Origin of the sequence: Stenotrophomonas sp. CFBP8994 (assembly GCF_034044835.1) — a bacterium.
Taxonomy (GTDB): domain Bacteria; phylum Pseudomonadota; class Gammaproteobacteria; order Xanthomonadales; family Xanthomonadaceae; genus Stenotrophomonas; species Stenotrophomonas rhizophila_A.
Genome location: NZ_JAXCWT010000001.1, coordinates 1,025,109 through 1,042,965, shown reverse-complemented (window position 1 = coordinate 1,042,965; position 17,857 = coordinate 1,025,109). Strand labels below are relative to the sequence as shown.

15 protein-coding genes are annotated in these 17,857 nt (G+C 68.8%); 11 read left to right on the top strand and 4 right to left on the bottom strand.

Translation table 11 applies throughout. The features are described 5' to 3' along the window. Position 1: 1 nt before the first annotated feature. The 8 genes from SOM39_RS04795 (at position 2) to tkt (ending at position 9,855) form a co-directional block, all read left to right on the top strand. Positions 2–928 carry a DUF58 domain-containing protein gene (locus SOM39_RS04795; RefSeq protein ID WP_320457636.1) on the top strand — a complete coding sequence of 309 codons (927 nt, stop codon included), beginning with the start codon at positions 2–4 and terminating at the stop codon, positions 926–928. Continuing rightward, on the top strand, positions 925–1,386 hold the full coding sequence (locus SOM39_RS04790; protein WP_320457635.1) for a DUF4381 family protein: 462 nt from the start codon (positions 925–927) through the stop codon (positions 1,384–1,386). The genes SOM39_RS04795 and SOM39_RS04790 overlap by 4 nt, the downstream gene beginning before the upstream one ends. Further along, positions 1,383–2,387 carry a VWA domain-containing protein gene (locus SOM39_RS04785; RefSeq protein ID WP_320457634.1) on the top strand — a complete coding sequence of 335 codons (1,005 nt, stop codon included), beginning with the start codon at positions 1,383–1,385 and terminating at the stop codon, positions 2,385–2,387. The genes SOM39_RS04790 and SOM39_RS04785 overlap by 4 nt, the downstream gene beginning before the upstream one ends. Continuing rightward, complete coding sequence (locus SOM39_RS04780) at positions 2,384–4,111, top strand: tetratricopeptide repeat protein (protein WP_320457633.1); 1,728 nt, start codon at positions 2,384–2,386, stop codon at positions 4,109–4,111. The genes SOM39_RS04785 and SOM39_RS04780 overlap by 4 nt, the downstream gene beginning before the upstream one ends. Further along, a complete protein-coding gene (locus SOM39_RS04775; protein WP_320457632.1) occupies positions 4,108–5,793 on the top strand; it encodes a BatD family protein in 1,686 nt (561 codons plus the stop codon). The genes SOM39_RS04780 and SOM39_RS04775 overlap by 4 nt, the downstream gene beginning before the upstream one ends. Positions 5,794–5,860: 67 nt before the next feature. Further along, entirely contained in the window at positions 5,861–7,186 is a 1,326-nt protein-coding gene (locus SOM39_RS04770; protein ID WP_095363603.1) for a dicarboxylate/amino acid:cation symporter, read from the top strand. Positions 7,187–7,269: 83 nt separating this feature from the next. Next, positions 7,270–7,689, top strand: a complete 420-nt coding sequence (locus SOM39_RS04765; protein ID WP_221414595.1) for a hypothetical protein — start codon at positions 7,270–7,272, stop codon at positions 7,687–7,689. 156 nt (positions 7,690–7,845) lie between these two features. Then, complete coding sequence (tkt, locus tag SOM39_RS04760; RefSeq protein ID WP_320457631.1) at positions 7,846–9,855, top strand: transketolase; 2,010 nt, start codon at positions 7,846–7,848, stop codon at positions 9,853–9,855. Positions 9,856–9,927: 72 nt separating this feature from the next. Here the strand turns inward: tkt and SOM39_RS04755 are convergent, their stop codons facing one another. Beyond that, complete coding sequence (locus SOM39_RS04755; RefSeq protein WP_320457630.1) at positions 9,928–11,877, bottom strand: acetyl-CoA hydrolase/transferase C-terminal domain-containing protein; 1,950 nt, start codon at positions 11,875–11,877, stop codon at positions 9,928–9,930. 124 nt (positions 11,878–12,001) lie between these two features. Between SOM39_RS04755 and SOM39_RS04750 the strand changes: the two genes are divergently transcribed. From SOM39_RS04750 to SOM39_RS04740, 3 genes are read left to right on the top strand one after another with little or no spacing between them, the layout of a single operon-like run. Further along, entirely contained in the window at positions 12,002–12,367 is a 366-nt protein-coding gene (locus SOM39_RS04750; RefSeq protein WP_184127195.1) for a BlaI/MecI/CopY family transcriptional regulator, read from the top strand. Beyond that, on the top strand, positions 12,360–13,598 hold the full coding sequence (locus SOM39_RS04745) for a TonB family protein (protein ID WP_320457629.1): 1,239 nt from the start codon (positions 12,360–12,362) through the stop codon (positions 13,596–13,598). The genes SOM39_RS04750 and SOM39_RS04745 overlap by 8 nt, the downstream gene beginning before the upstream one ends. 8 nt (positions 13,599–13,606) lie before the next feature. Next, the gene (locus SOM39_RS04740; protein WP_320457666.1) at positions 13,607–14,158 is read left to right on the top strand and encodes a hypothetical protein; all 552 of its coding nucleotides are present in this window, start codon (positions 13,607–13,609) and stop codon (positions 14,156–14,158) included. A 20-nt stretch (positions 14,159–14,178) separates the two neighbouring features. Here the strand turns inward: SOM39_RS04740 and SOM39_RS04735 are convergent, their stop codons facing one another. The 3 genes from SOM39_RS04735 to SOM39_RS04725 form a co-directional block, all read right to left on the bottom strand. Beyond that, a complete protein-coding gene (locus SOM39_RS04735; RefSeq protein WP_320457628.1) occupies positions 14,179–14,979 on the bottom strand; it encodes an MBL fold metallo-hydrolase in 801 nt (266 codons plus the stop codon). A 9-nt stretch (positions 14,980–14,988) separates the two neighbouring features. Further along, on the bottom strand, positions 14,989–15,804 hold the full coding sequence (locus SOM39_RS04730) for a S1/P1 nuclease (RefSeq protein ID WP_320457627.1): 816 nt from the start codon (positions 15,802–15,804) through the stop codon (positions 14,989–14,991). Between the two features lie 119 nt (positions 15,805–15,923). Then, the gene (locus SOM39_RS04725; protein WP_320457626.1) at positions 15,924–17,786 is read right to left on the bottom strand and encodes an ankyrin repeat domain-containing protein; all 1,863 of its coding nucleotides are present in this window, start codon (positions 17,784–17,786) and stop codon (positions 15,924–15,926) included. Positions 17,787–17,857 lie beyond the last annotated feature (71 nt).

Below are 17,857 nucleotides of genomic sequence, written 5' to 3'. Positions count from 1 at the left end.
CATGACTGCCCCGGATGACACTGCTGCCGATGCGCTGGCGGGCAACGGCGTGCAGCCGAGCCTGGCCGAACTGGTCGCCTTGCGGCGCAGCGCGCACCGGCTGGCACCGGCGCGACGCGGGCGGCTGGCGCATGCCGGGCAGGCGCCCTCGCCAATGCGCGGGCGCGGCATGGAGTACGCAGAGTCGCGCGAGTACGTCGCCGGCGATGATGCGCGACACATCGACTGGCGGGTGACGGCGCGCACCGGGCGCGCGCATACCAAGCTGTTCCAGGCCGAACGCGAACGCCAGACACTGCTGGTGGCCGACACCGACCCGGTGCTGTATTTCGGCACCCGGGTGCGCTTCAAGTCGGTGCAGGCCGCGCGGGTCGGTGCCGTCGCGGCGTGGCTGGCACAACGCCAGGGCGACCGCCTGTCCGCACTGCGCGGCAGCCGCAGCGAAGCACCGATCCCACCGGCCGGCGGTACGCGGGGCGTGCTCCGCGTACTCGACGCACTGGCCCGCTGGTACGCCGCGCCGCCGCCCGACGACGCCGGCCTCGACCACGCACTGCAGCAGGCCGCGCGCGTGCTGCGCCCTGGCGCGCGCGTGGTGGTGCTGGCCGATCCGGCGCGCGCGGCCGCCATCGACATTCCGCGCTGGACCGCGCTGGCCATGCACCATGAAGTGCAGCTGATGCTGCTGGCCGATCCGCTGGAGCTGGCGCCGCCGGATGGCGTGCTGCCGTTCCTGTCGCAGGGCCGGCAGGTGGTGCTGGACCTGCACGATCGTGCCGTGCGCGAACACTGGCACGCCCGCTTCGTCGAACCGCTGGAAGCGCTGCAGCGCAGCCTCGGCGCCCGCCGCATCCAGGTGCACGTGGTCAGTACCGATGACGCCAGCGACTGCTGGTTGGGACCGCTGCCGTCGGCGGTGGTTGCATGAGCGCGGCCACCTCGCTGCCGCTGCGCGATGTGCACCTGCCGCCCATCCCGTCCTGGTGGCCGCTGCCGTTGGGCTGGTGGCTGGTGCTGGCGGCGCTGGCGCTGGTCGTGCTGTTGGCCTGGGCGTGGCGCGCGCATCGACGGCGCCAGCAGCGGCGCTGGCTGCGGCTCTTCGACACGACGGTCGATGCGGCGCAGCACGGCACTGCCCAGATAGCCGCAATGGCTGAACTGCTGCGCCGCGCCGCGCGCCGCCGCCAACCGGGCGCGGAACTGCTGCAGGGCCAGGCCTGGCTGGAATTCCTCGATGCCCCCGGCAGCCGCGCCTTCTCCGACGGCGATGGACGCCTGCTGCTGGACGGGGGCTACCGTCGCAGCCTCGACGCTGCCGACGTGCAGCGCGTGCGCGACCTCGCGCGCGCACGCTTCCTTGAACTGATCGACAGGCGCGGCCGATGAACCCGGGCCTGTCTTCCGTGCTGCCGTGGCTGGATGCGCTGGCCTGGCCGTGGGCGTTGTTGGCATTGCCGCTGCCGTGGCTGATGCGCTGGTGGCCGCGCCGCAACGCAGCGGCTCCCGCGCTGCGCGTGCCGTATGCCGCCGGTGCGCTGGCCGAACTCGGCCAGGCCAGTGGCGTGGCCGTTTGGCGGATCGGGCGCCTGCTGCTGTGGCTGGCCTGGGCCTGCCTGTGCGTGGCCATGGCCCGGCCACAGCAACTCGGCGAACCGGTCACCCCGCCGCAGCAGGGCCGGCAGATGATGCTCGCCGTGGACGTCTCCGGCAGCATGAGCGAACCGGACATGATGCTGGGCAACCAGGTCGTGCAGCGTCTGTCCGCGGCAAAAGCGGTGCTGGCCGATTTCCTCGACCGCCGTGCCGGCGACCGGGTCGGGCTGCTCATCTTCGGCGAACGTGCCTACACGCTGACCCCCATCACCGCCGACCTCACCACCGTGCGCAACCAGCTCACGGACAGCGAAGTCGGCCTGGCCGGCCGCGACACCGCCATCGGCGATGCCATCGCACTGGCGGTCAAGCGCCTGCGCGAACAGCCCGAAGGCCAACGCGTGCTGATCCTGCTGACCGACGGCGTCAGCAACGCCGGCGTGCTGCAGCCGTTGCGCGCGGCCGAACTGGCCAAGGCCGAAGGCGTGCGCGTGTATCCGGTGGCCTTCGGCGGCGACGGTGGCATGAGCCTGTTCGGCGTGCAGATCGCCGCCGGCGACGACCCGGTGGACGAGGCTACGCTGCGCCGCATTGCCGAGCTCACCGGCGGCCGTGCGTTCCGCGCGCGCAACACCGACGAACTGGCCGGCATCTATGCAGAGCTGGACCGGCTGGAGCCGATCACCGCCGCAGGCGCGGCGGTACGCCCCTATATCGAACGCTATGCGTGGCCGCTTGCACTGGCCATGCTGCTGGGTGGGCTGGGCTGGCTGCTGCCGAGGCGCTGGGCATGAATACCCTCTTGAACCACGTGCATCTGGCGCGCCCGGCACTGCTCTGGGCGCTGGCCGCGCTGCCGCTGATCGCACTGCTCTGGACCTGGCGCCGCCGGCGCAGCAGCGTCTGGCGGCAGAACGTGGATGCGCACCTGCTGCCGCACCTGCTGGTGGCAGGCGGGCGCCGCGCCTGGAGCGGGCTGGCGCTGCTGTTGCTGGGCTGGACACTGGCCGTGGTGGCCCTGGCCGGCCCGGGTTGGCGACAACTGCCGCAGCCGCTGTGGCAGGCACCGGCGCCGCTGGTGGTGGCGCTGGACCTGTCCTCGCGCACCACCGCCACCGACCTGCCGCCGTCGCGCCTGCTGCAGGCGCGGGCCAAGCTGGCCACGCTGCTGCGCGAGCGCAGCGGCGGGGAAGTGGCGTTACTGGCCTACGCGGACGATGCGTTCACCGTTGCCCCGTTGACCGGCGACGCCGCCAACGTGGCGCTGTACCTGGATGCGCTGGCCCCGGAGGTGATGCCACGCGACGGCCAACGCGCCGACCGTGCGATTGAAGCGGCGGTGCTGTTGCTGCAGCAGTCCGGCGCCAAGGGCGGCGATATCCTGCTGCTGACCGACCGTGCCGATGACGCCGCACGTGCTGCCGCCGCTGCCGCCAAGGCGCAGAACATCCACGTCTCGGTACTCGGACTCGGCACTCCGGCCGGTGCGGCCTACCGCAGCGGCGATGGCCAGATCGCGCGCGCGCAGCTGGAGCCGGACACGCTGCGCGCGGTGGCCTATGCCGGCGGGGGTCGCTACGCGCCGGTGGCCGACGACGAGGGTGACCTGAAATCACTGGGCGTGCTGACCCCGCGCGCCAGCGCAGGCGAGCAGCAACGCCGCGAAGGCGAAGGCCTGGCTTGGCGCGATGAGGGCTTCTGGCTGCTGCCGCCGCTGATGCTGCTTTCGCTGTGGGCGTTCCGCCGCCGTGGCGTGGTGGCCGTGGCCCTGGTCTGCGTGATGCTGCCGCTGGCCATGCCCGCGCCCGCGCAGGCCGCCGAACGCAACTGGTGGCAGCGCGCCGACCAGCGCGACCAGCAGCGCGTGGCCGAGGGGGTGGATGCCTACCGGCGCGGCGATTTCCAGGCAGCACAGCAGCAGTTCGAGGGCGTGAACGACGCCGAGGCCCGCTACAACCTCGGCAACGCGCTGGCCCGGCAGGGCCAGTACGACGCGGCGATCGCCGCCTACGACCAGGCGCTGGCCCTGCGCCCGGGCATGCCCGACGCGGTGGCCAACCGTGCCGCCGTGGATGCCGCGCGCAAGCGCAAGCCGCCACCGGGTGGCGGGCAGCAACCGCAGCAGCAACAGCAGAAGCAGAATCAGTCGCAGCAGTCCCAGCAGCAACAGCAACAACAGCAACAGAAACAGGACCCCTCCTCGAAAGGCGAGCAGGGCCAGCCCAAACCGGGGCAGGGCACGCCGCCGCAGGACCGGCAGGCGGGCAAGCCCGATCCGGCCGAACAGGCACGCGCCGATGCGGCCCAGCGCGAGCGCATGCGCCAGGCGTTGCAGAAACAACAGGCCGACGCAGGCAGCACCCCGGCGCAGCGCCGCGAGGCGAATGAGACGCCGCAGCAGCGCGAGCAGCGCCAGGCGGTCGAAGCGTGGATGCGGCGGGTGCCCGATGAACCGGGCAACCTGCTGCGGCAGAAATTCCAACTGGAAAGCGAACGCAGGAAACGGGACGGACAATGAGCGCAGCATCCCCCACGCAACGTTGGTGGCGCGCCTGCGCCTGGCTGCTGCTGGGCGTGAGCAGCCTGGCCCAGGCCCAGCCCCGCGCGTGGCTGGATCGCGATGCGATCAGCGACACCGACACGGTCACGCTCAATATCGAGACCGATGCCGGCGCACCGGATTACGCGCCGTTGCAGGCCGATTTCGAGCTCAGCGGCCAGACCAGCAGCCGCCAGGTGCAGTGGAGCCAAGGCGCGATGCAGTCGCGCTCGTTGTACGGCGTAGCGCTCAGCCCCCGGCGCAGTGGCGTGCTGACCATTCCCGCGCTCCGGGTGGGCGCGGCGCGGACCGCGCCATTGCAGTTGACCGTGTCCGCCAGTGCCGCCGCCACGCCCGCCGTGCCCGGCAACGCCACTGCCTTCGTCGAAATGGAGGTTGATGACGCCAGCCCTTACGTGCAGCAGAGCGTGGGCGTGGTGGTGCGCCTGTACTACGCTTCGCAACTGCTGTCGGGCGAACTGGGCGTGGATGCGCCCGAAGGCGCCTCGATGCAGCGCGTCGGCGAGGATCGCAGCCTGGTCCGCGAGATCAACGGGCGGCGCTACAACCTGGTCGAGCGCCGCTATCTGCTCATTCCCGAACGCAGCGGGCCGCTGGTGCTGCCGGGCGCGCGCTTCAATGGCCGCAGCGCGGGCGGCTTCTTCGATGACCTGTTCGGTGGCGATGGCCGGCTGCGCGCCAACGCGCCCGATCGCACCCTGCAGGTGCAGGCACAACCCGACGCCGCCCCCCAGCCGTGGCTGCCGCTGCACGACCTGCGCCTGCGCTACTCCGCCGCGCCCACCCGCGCCCGCGCCGGCGAGGCGGTCACGGTGGTGGTGGAGGCGGTGGCCGACGGCGCCACCCGCGCGCAGTTCCCCGAGTTGCCGCCGCTGGATGCGGGCCCGGGCGCGCAGGTGTTCGCCGAGCCGCCGCAGTACGACGAAACCTTCAACGGCAGCACCCCGCGCCTGACCCTGACCCGCCGCTATTCGGTGGTGCCCCGCCAGCCGGGCACCCTGGTGATTCCCGGCCCGCGCATGGCCTGGTGGGATGTGCGTGGCCGCCAGGCGCGTACCGCCTCGCTGCCCGACCTCAGCCTGGCCGTGGCCGCCGGCGCCCCGGGGACGGCGCCGCCGCCGACCGCGCTGGATACCACCTCGCCCTTGCCCGGGACCACCGCCACGCCGTCCGACGCCGTCACCGTGGCGGCCGCGGCCAGCCGCCCTTGGGGCTGGATCGCGGCAGCGGCCGGCTTTGCGGCGCTGTGGCTGCTGACCCTGGCGTGGGCGTGGCGGCGCCGGCGCGTGGCAGCGCGCGGCGCATCCCACGCGGCGCTGGCGCCGGCTGCCTCCACACAGGTCCCGTCGCGCGGCGAGCTGCGCCGCGCCCTGGACCACGAAGGGCTGGACGAGATCGTCGCGCTGCTGGGCAGGATGGGCGGCGTACACGGCCTCGATGCCGTGCTGGCGCGGCTGGCCGACCCGGCCCAACAGCAGGCCCTGAGCGACATGCAGGCCGCGCGCTGGAGCCGCGACGGGGGCGATGCGACCCAGGCGCGACAGGCGCTGCGCCGCGCCTTCCATGACGGACCGCACTGGCAGCCGCCGCAGGCCGCAGAAAATACTGGGCTGGCGCCGCTCTATCCTTCGGGACGCTGAGCGGCCCCCGGGCCGGGTTGGCCGGCTTTGCTAAGCTCTTTCTCTAATTTTCAAGGAACACCGCTCCATGACTGAGGCCGCAACGACCCGGCAGAAGCTGCCATTGCATTGGAAAATGGGCATTGGCTTCGGGCTTGGCCTGCTGCTGGGGCTGATCGTGCACGCCGTCGGGCCGGGCATTCCCTGGCTGCCCGATGCCGCCCGCGCGGTGATGACCTACCTGACCACGCCGCTGTCGGGCCTGTTCCTCAACCTGATCTTCATGCTGATCGTGCCGCTGATCTTCTCGGCGCTGGTCATGGGCGTGTCGGAGATGGGCGACATCCGCTCGCTCGGCCGGATCGGCTGGAAGACCCTGGCCTACACCGTGCTGCTGTCGGGCATCGCGGTTGGCCTGGGCCTGGTGCTGGTGAACGTGCTCAAGCCGGGCGTGGGCGTGGACCCGGCCATGGCCCAGCAGCTGCTGCACGAGAACGTCGAGCGCAGCCGCGAGATCGTGGCCAACATCGGCGAGCAGCCCAAGGGCATGGACATGCTGCTGTCGATCGTGCCCAGCAACGTGCTGGCCGCCGCCTCCAGCAACGGCGCGATCCTGTCGCTGATGTTCTTCGCGCTGATGTTCGGCATCGGCATGGTGCTGTCGCCGGATGAGAAGACCGCGCCGCTGCGCAAGGTCATCGAAGGCGTGTTCGAAGTCTCGATGACCCTGATCAACCTGGTCATCCGCCTGGCGCCGTATGCGGTGGCCTGCTTCATGTTCAACCTGGCCGCGATCTTCGGCTTCGACCTGCTGATCCGCCTGGGCGCCTACGTGGGCGTGGTGGTGCTGGCGCTGGCACTGCACATGGTGGTGACCTACGGTGCGGCGGTGTGGCTGTCGGGGCGTTCGCCGCTGGCGTTCTTCCGCGATACCCAGGAGGCCACGGTGATGGCGTTCTCCACTGCCTCCAGCAACGCCACCCTGCCGACCGCGCTGCGCGTGGCCGACCAGATGGGGCTGCCGCAGAAGGTATCGCGCTTCGTGCTGACCGTGGGCGCCACCGCCAACCAGAACGGCACCGCGCTGTTCGAAGGCGTGACGGTGATCTTCCTGGCCCAGTTCTTCGGCGTGGACCTGAGCATCACCCAGCAGCTGATGGTGATGGTGGTCTGCATCCTGGGCGGCATCGGCACCGCCGGCGTGCCGTCCGGCTCGCTGCCCGTGGTGGCCATGATCTGCGCCATGGTCGGCGTGGACCCGATGGGCATCGGCCTGATCCTGGGCGTGAACCACTTCCTGGACATGTGCCGCACCGCGCTCAACGTCACTGGCGACCTGGCGCTGACCACCCTGGTAGCCAAGGGCGAAAGTGATGAAAGTCACATTCCCGGGCCTGTCGCGCCGCGCGATTGAATGCGAGGTTGATGCCATGGATACTGGCCCGGCGCATGGAAGGCGCCGGGTCGGCGTCGTGCGGGGAAAGGAGAATCACATTCATGAAGAAGTATCTGGTGGTGGCGGTGCTCGGCCTGCTGGCGTTCGATGCCAGCGCGAAGTCGGAATGCCCGAACTACAAGCAGGAAGGCAGTTATTTCGCGGGCCGCAAGTTCACCAACTGGGACGTTGTTCCGGTGTCTGCGGACGTGGCGTTCAAGCGCATCAAGGTGGAAGGCGTGAGCTCGGGCTTGACCCTGAAGTCGGAAGACAAGGAAGCAGGCCTGCTGATGTTCGAGCAGAACGCCAGCGGCTCCAACGGCCAGGTCACCCTGCCGTGGAACGTGGTGATCACCCCGCAAGGAGCGACGTCCTCCAAGGTCATGGTCACCAAGCTGACCCCGGGTGGCTACGCTACCGGTGAGAAGTTCCAGCGTGAATCCACCTGTGCGGTGATCAATTCGGCCACCGGCGAGGCCTGATCCACGACGTCCAGGCTGAAACGCCCCGCCCAGCGGGGCGTTTTTGTTGGTGTACCGCAGCCGTCTTCACACACCCGGGCAGCCTGACCCGCCCGGTGGACTGTGGGACAATGGGGGGCCCGCAGCCAGCGGGAGCCTCCCGACCCCGACAGAACCATGACGCAGCCCACCCGCCGCCAGTTGGCCAACGCCATCCGCTTCCTTGCCGCTGATGCGGTCGAAACCGCCAAGTCCGGTCACCCCGGCATGCCGATGGGCATGGCAGATATCGCCGAAGTCCTCTGGAACGATTATCTCCGTCACAACCCGAACAATCCGAAGTGGTTCAACCGCGACCGCTTCGTGCTGTCCAACGGCCACGGCTCGATGCTGCAGTACGCGTTGCTGCACCTGAGCGGCTACGACCTGCCGATCGAACAGCTCAAGCAGTTCCGCCAGCTCGGCAGCAAGACCGCCGGCCACCCCGAACACCATGAAACCCCCGGGGTGGAAACCACCACCGGTCCGCTCGGCCAGGGCCTGGCCAACGCGGTTGGTTTCGCGCTGGCCGAAAAGCTGCTGGCCCAGCGCTACAACCGCCCCGAGCACGAGATCGTCGACCACCGCACCTGGGTGTTCCTGGGCGACGGCTGCCTGATGGAAGGCATTTCCCACGAAGCGGCCTCGCTGGCCGGCACCTGGGGCCTGGGCAAGCTGGTCTGCTTCTGGGACGACAACCACATCTCCATCGACGGCAACACCGCCGGCTGGTTCACCGACAACACCCCCGAGCGTTTCGAAGCCTATGGCTGGAACGTGGTGCGCGGCGTCGATGGCCACGACCCGGAAAGCATCAAGGCCGCCATCGACAGTGCGCTGGCGCAGTCCGACAAGCCGACCCTGATCTGCTGCCGCACCACCATTGGTTTCGGTTCGCCGGGCAAGGCCGGCAAGGAATCCAGCCACGGCGCACCGCTGGGCAAGGACGAGCTGGAAGCCACCCGCAAGCAGCTGGGCTGGAACTACGGCCCGTTCGAGATCCCCGAAGAGATCTACGCCGGCTGGCGTGCCGGTGGTACCGGCACCGTGCGCCAGGCCGAGTGGGACCAGCAGTTCGACAAGTACGCCGCGCAGTTCCCGGCCGAAGCCGAAGAGCTGACCCGCCGTTCGAATGGCGAGCTGCCGGCCGATTTCGTCGCCAAGGCCGATGCCTACATCGCCCAGGTCCAGGCCGAAGGCCAGACCATCGCTTCGCGCAAGGCTTCGCAGCTGGCCATTGAAGCCTTCGCGCCGCTGCTGCCGGAGCTGGTGGGTGGTTCGGCCGATCTGGCGCACTCCAACCTGACCCTGTGGAAGGCCAGCAAGTCGGTCGCCACTGACGACCCGAACGCCAACTACGTGTACTACGGCGTGCGCGAGTTCGGCATGACCGCCATTGCAAATGGCCTGGCCCTGCATGGCGGCTTCATTCCGTTCGATGCGACCTTCCTGGTGTTCAGCGACTACGCCCGCAACGGCGTGCGCATGAGCGCGCTGATCCCGGCCCATGCCATCCACGTGTACACCCACGACTCGATCGGCCTGGGCGAAGACGGCCCGACCCACCAGCCGGTGGAGCACCTGGCCTCGCTGCGCTACATCCCGAACAACGATGTGTGGCGCCCGTGCGATGCGGTCGAGTCGGCGGTCAGCTGGAAGGCGGCAATCACCCGCCAGGACGGCCCGAGCTGCCTGGTGTTCAGCCGCCAGAACCTGCCGCACCAGCCGCGCAGCACCGACCAGGTGGCACAGATCGCCCGTGGCGGTTACGTGCTGGCCGATGCCGAAGGCGGCGTGCCCGACGTGATCCTGATCGGTACCGGTTCGGAAGTGGGCCTGGCCGTGGCCGCCAAGGCCGAGCTCGACGCCGCCGGGATCAAGACCCGCGTGGTCTCGATGCCGTCCACCGATGTGTTCGAGCGCCAGGATGCGGCCTACCGTGAATCGGTGCTGCCCAACGCGGTGCGCAACCGCGTGGCGGTCGAAGCCGGCGTCACCGGTTTCTGGCGCCAGTACGTGGGCCTGGACGGTGCGGTGATCGGTATCGACACCTTCGGCGCATCGGCCCCGGCCGAAGCGCTGTACAAGCACTTCGGCATCACCACCGATGCGGTGGTGGCTGCTGCGAAGGCACAGCTGGCCAGGTAAGGGCAAGCAACCGACGTAGTCCAGACGGCGCTTCCCGAAACGGAAGCGCCGTTTTCATTTGTCCGCGCTGCGTTACGCGGTGCGCGCCAAGCCCAACCGCACCAGACGCGCTTCAACTTTCTCGCCGAACGTCTTCGGCGCATCCAATCCCATCCGCTGCAGGTACACCACGTCGCCATCGCCGGCAGGCTGGGTAAATGCAGCCAGCACCGTGCGCAGCTTCGCGCCCGGGGTCTGGGTGTTCTGCTTCAACCAGCCCAATGCCTTTACCAAGTGCTGCTCCACTTCGGTGAAATCGCTGCCCAGCGGGTAATCGGGCAGGGCGCCGGACTGCCGGAACGGCGCCAGCGATGCACTCACCGCGGCGGCCGTATTGCGTCGTGGCCAATGCTCCGGCGCGACAAAACCATCCGCCAGCTTCTTCGAGGCCTTCGCCGTCTGCAGCAGGTTGGCCTGGAACGCCGCATCGGTGATCGCCGCCATGCCGGTCACACAGTCCTCGTCGGTGAGGTTGCGCAGGTCGGCGATGCCATATTCGTTGATGTAGATATCGCGCAGGTGGCGCGGAATCGTGGTGTGCCCGTAGTTCCAGCGCACGTTCGACTGCAGCGTGCCCTTGTCCTCGCGGGTCGCGCGGAACATCAGCGCGCTGCGTGCCTCGGGCAGCGCGTGCGCCATCGCCACGAAGTTGTACTGGCCGCCCACGCCGGAGACCACGCGCCCGTCTTCCAGCGCATCGGACACCGCCGCGCCCAGCGCGGTGGCCATCATGCAGGAATTGAAGAAACGCGCATGCCGGCGCTGCAGCCGTTCCAGCGCCTCGTTGCCGCCATACAGCTGGTTGATCTCGCTGATCCGGCGCATGCCGATCGCGCGGGATTCCGCTTCCGGCAGGTCGCGCAGCCACTGGTAGAACTCCGGCGAGCCCAGGTAGAACGCGCCATGCAGGTATTCGCCTTCGGCGTCCAGCGTGGCGTGGTCGATGGTCAGCGTGCTGCCGCTTTCAATCCGCTCCATCAACGCCAGGTCATCGTGCACCTTGCGTCGAATCACCCCGGTCTGCACCAGCCGGCGGAAGCCTTCGTTGAGCATCTCACTGCAGCCGTACAGACCCACCTCGAACGGCTCCAGCCCGCCGCATTCGAGCACCGTCGGGTGGCTGGCCAACGTCGGGTCCAGGGCGTGCAGGATCTGCCGGTAGCGGGCGTTGTCGGTGTGGCGCAGCACCAGCGCGTGGCTGATCGCATCGGCCAGCGTGCCGATGCCGATCTGCAGCGTGCCACCATCGCGGACCAGTGCGCTGGCATACAGCCCGATGGCGTAGTCCGCATCGCTGACCGGCTGTCGCGGCAGCCCGAACAGGGCCGGATACGGTGCCGGCGGCGTGATCACCAGGTCGAAGAAGGACACATCCACCGTGGCCGAGCCGCCCAGGTAGGGCAACTGCGGATCGATCTCGGCAATCAGCAGCGGGCGCGGCAGGCCGCGCGCGAGCATGGCGTCGATCGTGTCCTGGGTGATGTCGTTGTTGCAGGACAGCGACAGGCGCCGGTCGTCGGGCCGCATCGCCACTTTCTGCACGATCGCGTGCGGCGCGCGCTGCGCCACCGCATCGGCGGCATGGGTGTAGTTGAGGCTGGTGTAGCCGCGCTGGGCCTGCGATGAACCGAGCAGCGCGCCGGACTGCATGTAGAACTCTTCCACCTGCACATGGTCGGGCAGGCGGTCGCGCACCATCGCATCGGCGTAGGCCAGGGGCGGGAAATCCTCGCCGAAATGGCGCGCCGCGAACGGTGCCATGAAGCGCGCCTCCAGCCCGCCGCCGGGCTTGGGCGGGTTCAACGACAGCGCGGTGTAGATCTGCAGCGGGCGCGACGGGTCGTTCTCGATCCGCGCATACAGCGCGTTGAGCAGCCGGTGCGGCTTGCCCAGTGCCAGCGGTGCGCCGATGCGCAGCGGCCCGTCAACACGCTGCAACAGCCAGTCGGTGGCAGCGTCCAGGTCGGTGAGATGCTCGGTCATTCGGCGTTCCTGCAAAGTCTTGAAAAGCATTACAGCACTTCCGGCTTGAACGGACCGCGACGCAGGGGCTTGACAGGGGCAAGGATTACGCGCGTAATCGATCCGTCGATTACGGATGTAAATGATGAGCCAGATCAGCGAAGCCGAAGCCGTTGTCATGGAAGTGCTCTGGAACCGGCACCCGCAGGGCGCCGACGAGGTGGTGGCGGCGCTGGCCGACCGCGACTGGGCAGAACCCACCATCAAGACCCTGCTCAACCGCCTGCTTACCAAGGGCGCGATCAGCGCCAGCCGTGAGGGCCGCCGCTATCTGTACTCGCCGGTGCTGCAGCGGCAGGCCTGGGTGGCCGAACAGAGCAGCGGCCTGTTGGACAAGCTGTTCGCCGGCCGGGTCGCGCCGCTGGTGGCGCATTTCAGCGAACGCGGCGAGCTGAGCGCGCAGGACATTGCCGAACTGAAGAAGCTGATCCAGGAGCTGGACCATGACTGAGCTGCTGCAGGGAATGCTGCTGGCAAGCATGTGGCTTGCGATCGGTGCGATGTTGCTGGCCGCGTTGCGCCCGCTGCTGCGCCGGCTGGGCGGTGCACCGCTGGTGTATCGCAGTTGGTGGCTGCTGCCGCTGGTGCTGCTGGCACCGCTGCTGCCGCTGCCCGGCGTGCCGCTCGACGAGGCCACGCCGGTACACGCGCTGGGGTCGGCGCTGCGCGCGCCGGTGCTGCCAACCGACGCGGTGCTGTGGCCGGCCCTGCTGGTCGCGCTGTGGGCGGCCGGCGCACTGCTGGCCGGCATCCGCCAGTGGCGTGGCCAGCGCCGTTTCGAGCGTGGCATGGGCGCGCTTCACCCGCGAAGCGATGGCAGCTGGCAGGCCAGCGCCGATCCCGGCCTGCCGGCCCTGGTGGGCCTGTGGTCACCACGCGTGGTGGTCGGCCCGGATTTCGATCTGCGCTTCAGTGCGGCCGAACGCGCGCTGATCCTGCAGCATGAATTCCAGCACCGCCGGCATGGCGATCACTGGGCCAATGCCGCGCTGGCACTGCTGCGCTGCCTGTTCTGGTTCCATCCGTTGTTGCCGTGGGCCTCGCGCCGCTTCCTGCGTGACCAGGAGCTGGCCTGCGACGCACGCACGGTCGACCCGCATCCGGCCTCGCGCCGGCTCTACGCCAACGCGCTGCTGAAGGCGCAGTTGGTCCACCCGGTTGCGCCCATGGCCTGCCACTGGCGCAGCCAACCGATGTTGAAGGAGCGAATTGCCATGATGAAGGAACACAAGCGCAGGGCGTTGCCGTGGGTGACCGGCCAGGTACTGGTGGTGGGGCTGTGCATGGGGCTGGGCGCGGTCGCCTGGGCCAGCCAGGCCGGCAGCGGCGGCAGCCCGGCGATCAGTGCCGAACCGTTCCAGTTCGCGCAGGAAGATGCGGCCAAGGCAGGGCTGGAGCGCCCGGTGACGATCGACAGGATGCCGCCGCCGAGCTACCCCACCAGCGCGTTCGAGAACAACCAGAGCGGTGAAGTGGTGCTGCGGGTGGAGGTGGACGCGCAGGGCAAGGTCAGCGATGTGCGCGTGCTCAGTGCCACCAATCCGGGCGTGTTCGACGCCGCGTCGATCGCTGCAGCCCGGCAGTGGACCTACCGTCCGGCGATGAAGGACGGCAAGGCGGTGGCGGGCGCGGTCCGCATTCCAGTGAACTTCGCCATGACTGAAACGGTGACCGGCCAGTGAGGTGGCAGCTGCATGCGTCGGTTGCGCTCGTGGTGGGGGTGGCTGGCTGTGCCGGCCACGACCGCCTCACCACGGTGGATTCACGGGCCGAAACAGTCGGCCATCAGCGGCTGCGGGCTGACGCGACGGGAGGGGAAGGGCAGGTGGAGGCTTACATGCTCAAACCCAGCGAGGGCTACCGGATGCCGCAGCTGTTTGCGGCGCCGGACCCGGTGCTGGGGGAGCGCGATCCACGCCGGGAGTTGCCGCCCACCACGGTCTGCCTGCAGGTGGTGGTGAGCGCCGACGGCACGGTGGAACGCAGCGTGCCGGTGAGTGATCGCAGTGAGTGCATTGCCGGCGGCGCGCCTGAAAACCGGGTGCTGGTGGAAGCAGCACAGGAAGCGGTCGCGATGTGGCGCTACTCGCCTGCGGCGGTCTGCCACTTCGCGGCAGGCCACGCGCCGGCCGACCGCAGCGACTGTCGCGATGCCGAGCGGGTGGAGCCGGTGGCGGTGAGCCTGTTCTACGCTTTCACGTTCGAGATCGTGCACGGCCAGCACACGGTGAAGACCCGGTAAAACCACGCGCTGCGCGGTTTTTACGCCCCGCCCTGGATGTTCGCCTTTACCGACGGGTGCATCAACTTGGGCTCGGCAAGCGTGGCGTCGCGCGCTTGCCGGGTCGCCACGAACGCCGCCTCGCTCACCCCGTCATGCAGGTGGATGTTATGTGCGCGCTGCTCGCCGATGGTGGTTTCATTGGCGACCGCGCGCCCGCCCGGGCCGTAGTCGTGGCAGATGAACACCCGGGTGGCATCGGGCAGGGCAAGCAGGCGTTGGATCGAGCGGTACAGCAGGCCGGCGTCGCCCCCGGGAAAATCACAGCGTGCGGTTCCGCCATCGGGCATGAACAGCGAATCGCCGGTGAACACGGCATCACCGATCCGGTACGCCACGCTGTCGCTGGTATGTCCGGGTACGGCAATGACCTCCGCTGCGATGTCACCCACGGCAAAGCGCTCGCCATCGGCGAACAGATGGTCGAACTGCGAGCCATCGGTGGGCACGTCTAGCCCATAGCGCGGTGCGAAGGTGCGTTGCACCTCCACAATGCCGTCGCCCATCGCCAGCGTCGCCTGCGGCCATTGCTGCTTCAGCGAGCGCCCAGCGCTGACATGGTCGGCATGCGCATGCGTTTCCAGCAGCCAGCGCACCTCGAGCGCGTGGCCGCGCACATGCGCCAGCAGCGGCTGCAGCGCACCGGACCCGGCCGCGTCGGTGTCCGGGTCGTAATCCAGCACCGGGTCGATCACCGCCGCCTGCCGGGTGGCCGGGTCATGCACCACGTAACTGAAGGTGTTGCTGTCCGGGTGGAAGAAACTGGCGACGTGCGGTGACATGGTGAAACCTCAGCGCTTACCCAACGTGTCGTTGAGCAGCACCGCCAGGCGTTCCCCGGCCAGGCGCAGTTCGCTTTCGGCGACCGGCAGGTACGTGGCGGTGTACTCGGGCGCCAGCGTACGCTGGGCCGGGTAAACGCCAGGTGCAATGGCGATGCGGCAGCTGGCCTCGGCCCACTGCACCGCATCGGTGCCGATCGCCGAGCGCTTGCCCACCTTCGGCGCCTTCAGCGCGGCCAGGCGCCGGGTATAGGCGTCATCGTCCAGCTTGAGGGTGTTCAGCATGCCGCTGTCCCACAGCGAATGCAGGTTGGTGCCGCGCCCGTTGAACTGCACCTGGAAGTCATTGCCGCCCTTGTCGTGGCCGTAACCGGCATGCATGGGCTGGTGGATGTCGCCGACGAAATGCACGACGAACTTGAGTGCCTGCGCGCGCTCGGCATCGGGGCGTCTGCGATCGCCCAGGATGGCGGTCTGGGTCTTCAACGCTTCCACCACGCAGTTGCCATTGCGGCAGTTGCGCTCGACCTCGTAGTGGCAATCATCCTCGCCAATGTTCACGTAATGCCAGCCGGCCGAACGCTTGCCAAGGCCAGGATCTTTGGCGCGCAGTTCATCGGCCCACGGCGCAATGGAGGCCAGGGTGGCCCCCGGCTCGGTGGCCAGCAGCCGCGCCACTTCGGCGCGGGTCTGCGGGGTCAGGCGCGGTTCGGCAATGCGGGCGACCAGGCGGTGGCCCTGCGCGCCCCAGGCCAGGGCATCGGTGGATACGAGGGTGAGTGCGGCCAGCAGCGCGGCGGACGTCAACAGGGAGGCGATTTTCATCGGCCCATTCTAACGATCCGCTCAGGCGCTGACCTTTTCCGGATCTGGCCAGCTGGCGATGTCGCCGGCGCAACGGGGTGGCCCCGGCGGAATCCGGGATTCTGCCGGGGCCGTTCCCGCTACAGCGCCACTGGACGCGAGAACACGTAGGAGGGGACGAAGACCTTCCCACTGCGCTTCGACTGCAGGGCATGAGCTGCGCGCGGATCATTCGCGGCGTCGCCATGCTGTGCCATCAGCGCTGGGGCGGGCGAGGTATCGGACGCAGGGCGCTGCTGCCGTTGCAGCAGCCAGCTGCGCAGCAGCGTCGTCACCGGTGCGAGCCGCTCTTTGTCAGCGCGGGGAAGCGTTGCTGTCGCCGCCTCGAAGCTGTCCGTCACCGCTCTCACGAACTGCGGGTCGGCGTTTTCCTCGAGCAGCACCGCCACTGCCTTGACGTGCCCGCCCTGCATGGCGAATGCCAGCGGGGACTGCTCTGCGTTGGAGTCGTTGGGCGGGTAGGCGATTCCGGGTGGGACATGTTCCAGCAACAGCCTCAGCATCGCGGCGTGCCCCTTCTCTGCGGCAAACTGCAGCATGAGGTAGCTTTTGTCACGCGGCCGGACCCCCTGCTCAAACAGGTAGCGCGCGATATCCAATGCGTTGAACGCGACCGCAGTGCCCAATGCCTGCCGGAAGTCGAACGGCTCCGTCGCATCGCATGCGCGCGCGTTCTTCCTTTCCAACAACTGCCAGTGGGCGTGCAGCTGCCGGAACCTGTCCACATTGCCGTCCTCCGCCTGCGATACGAACGCGCGCAGGGTAGGCCTCGCCCCCGCCCGCAGCAGTACCTCGGCGCAGTCCCAATGCCCATGTTCCACGGCGAGTTCGAGCGCTGTGGCTCCGTGCACCTCGGACGTCATGTCGACGTCGATCTTTCCAGCACTGGAGCGCAGCAGTGTTTCAAGGCGCTTTGAATGATTGGAGATCACCGCGCAGTGCGCGGCACCATAGCTGCCGGCGTCAGGGTTGGACTTCTCGAGCAGTTTCTTGATGGTGGTGTCGCTCGTCGGCTTCACCACCCGCCGCAGTACGGACGTGCTGGCGTCGACGAGACAGGCGCGCTCCAGCGCGTTGAAGGGCGCCGGCTGCCGCGTCCGGTTGGATTTCTCCTGCTGTTCGATCTGGTGCACCAGCCTGACGTTGAACGATTGGATCTGGGCAGTGCCCCACCGGCCCACGTTGGCAAGCAGGCTGTTGCTCGCCGCCTCCATGGCACTGCTTTGGCCTAACGTCTTGAAGGTGGGAACGTTGCGCGGCAACAGGGTCCTTTCGTTGGGCATTATCTTCGCAAGGGAGCGCGGTGGCAGGGCAATGACCCGTTGGACGGCCTCCCTGCCCAGTTCAACCAACGCACTGGTCATGGTGCGCTGCGCCGCAGGAACAATCGCCAGTGCCTGCTCGGCCCGCACCGGTGGCGGGTCGGGTGGCAGGTCGACCACAGGCGGGGTGCAGGCCGGCTCCGCCTCGGGGGCGGTCGAAGCGGCAACGTCCAGCACCACCACCGCGTTCGGCGTTGCCTGGCCTTGGCTGTGCAGGGCCGACTCAAGCTTGGCGATCTGCGCCTGGTAGTGCGAACGCGCGTCACCTTCGGGCAGGCGGGCGTGCTCGTCTTTCAGCACCGCCAGGGCGGCGCGGGTGCTTTCCAGCTCCAGCGCGGAGAGATCACCGGGTTCCAGATGGTCGTCGCCGCCGCAGGCGAACTGGCTGTCCTCATCCGACGAGTCGGACACCTCCTGGAAGTCGATCCTGCCCTGCGGCAGCGCCGGAGTCTGGGCTGTGCTCACGCTGGGCGTCGCCACATTGAGAATGGACCAGAGCCTGCCGATGGCCGGCGTCCTGTTGATCTGGCCTGCGATCAGGTGGAGACCTTCGCTCAGGCTGTGAGGCGGTCGGCGCGGGGCGGCGGCGTTGGCGGGAAGTTGCGAGGGAATGCGGGACATGTCGGTCCTTCAGCAGCGGCTTGAGAGAGGCGGGATGGGGGTGCCGGTAGGGCGGCCATGCATGCTTGGCT

Bases quoted from the DNA above. Each gene is read 5' to 3' on its own strand.
- SOM39_RS04785 (WP_320457634.1), top strand. From the start codon at position 1,383: ATGAACCCGGGCCTGTCTTCCGTGCTGCCGTGGCTGGATGCGCTGGCC.
- SOM39_RS04765 (WP_221414595.1), top strand. From the start codon at position 7,270: ATGAAGAAGTATCTGGTGGTGGCGGTGCTCGGCCTGCTGGCGTTCGAT.
- SOM39_RS04745 (WP_320457629.1), top strand. From the start codon at position 12,360: ATGACTGAGCTGCTGCAGGGAATGCTGCTGGCAAGCATGTGGCTTGCG.
- SOM39_RS04770 (WP_095363603.1), top strand. From the start codon at position 5,861: ATGACTGAGGCCGCAACGACCCGGCAGAAGCTGCCATTGCATTGGAAA.
- SOM39_RS04750 (WP_184127195.1), top strand. From the start codon at position 12,002: ATGAGCCAGATCAGCGAAGCCGAAGCCGTTGTCATGGAAGTGCTCTGG.
- SOM39_RS04795 (WP_320457636.1), top strand. From the start codon at position 2: ATGACTGCCCCGGATGACACTGCTGCCGATGCGCTGGCGGGCAACGGC.
- tkt (WP_320457631.1), top strand. From the start codon at position 7,846: ATGACGCAGCCCACCCGCCGCCAGTTGGCCAACGCCATCCGCTTCCTT.
- SOM39_RS04755 (WP_320457630.1), bottom strand. From the start codon at position 11,877: ATGACCGAGCATCTCACCGACCTGGACGCTGCCACCGACTGGCTGTTG.
- SOM39_RS04735 (WP_320457628.1), bottom strand. From the start codon at position 14,979: ATGTCACCGCACGTCGCCAGTTTCTTCCACCCGGACAGCAACACCTTC.
- SOM39_RS04790 (WP_320457635.1), top strand. From the start codon at position 925: ATGAGCGCGGCCACCTCGCTGCCGCTGCGCGATGTGCACCTGCCGCCC.
- SOM39_RS04775 (WP_320457632.1), top strand. From the start codon at position 4,108: ATGAGCGCAGCATCCCCCACGCAACGTTGGTGGCGCGCCTGCGCCTGG.
- SOM39_RS04730 (WP_320457627.1), bottom strand. From the start codon at position 15,804: ATGAAAATCGCCTCCCTGTTGACGTCCGCCGCGCTGCTGGCCGCACTC.
- SOM39_RS04780 (WP_320457633.1), top strand. From the start codon at position 2,384: ATGAATACCCTCTTGAACCACGTGCATCTGGCGCGCCCGGCACTGCTC.
- SOM39_RS04725 (WP_320457626.1), bottom strand. From the start codon at position 17,786: ATGTCCCGCATTCCCTCGCAACTTCCCGCCAACGCCGCCGCCCCGCGC.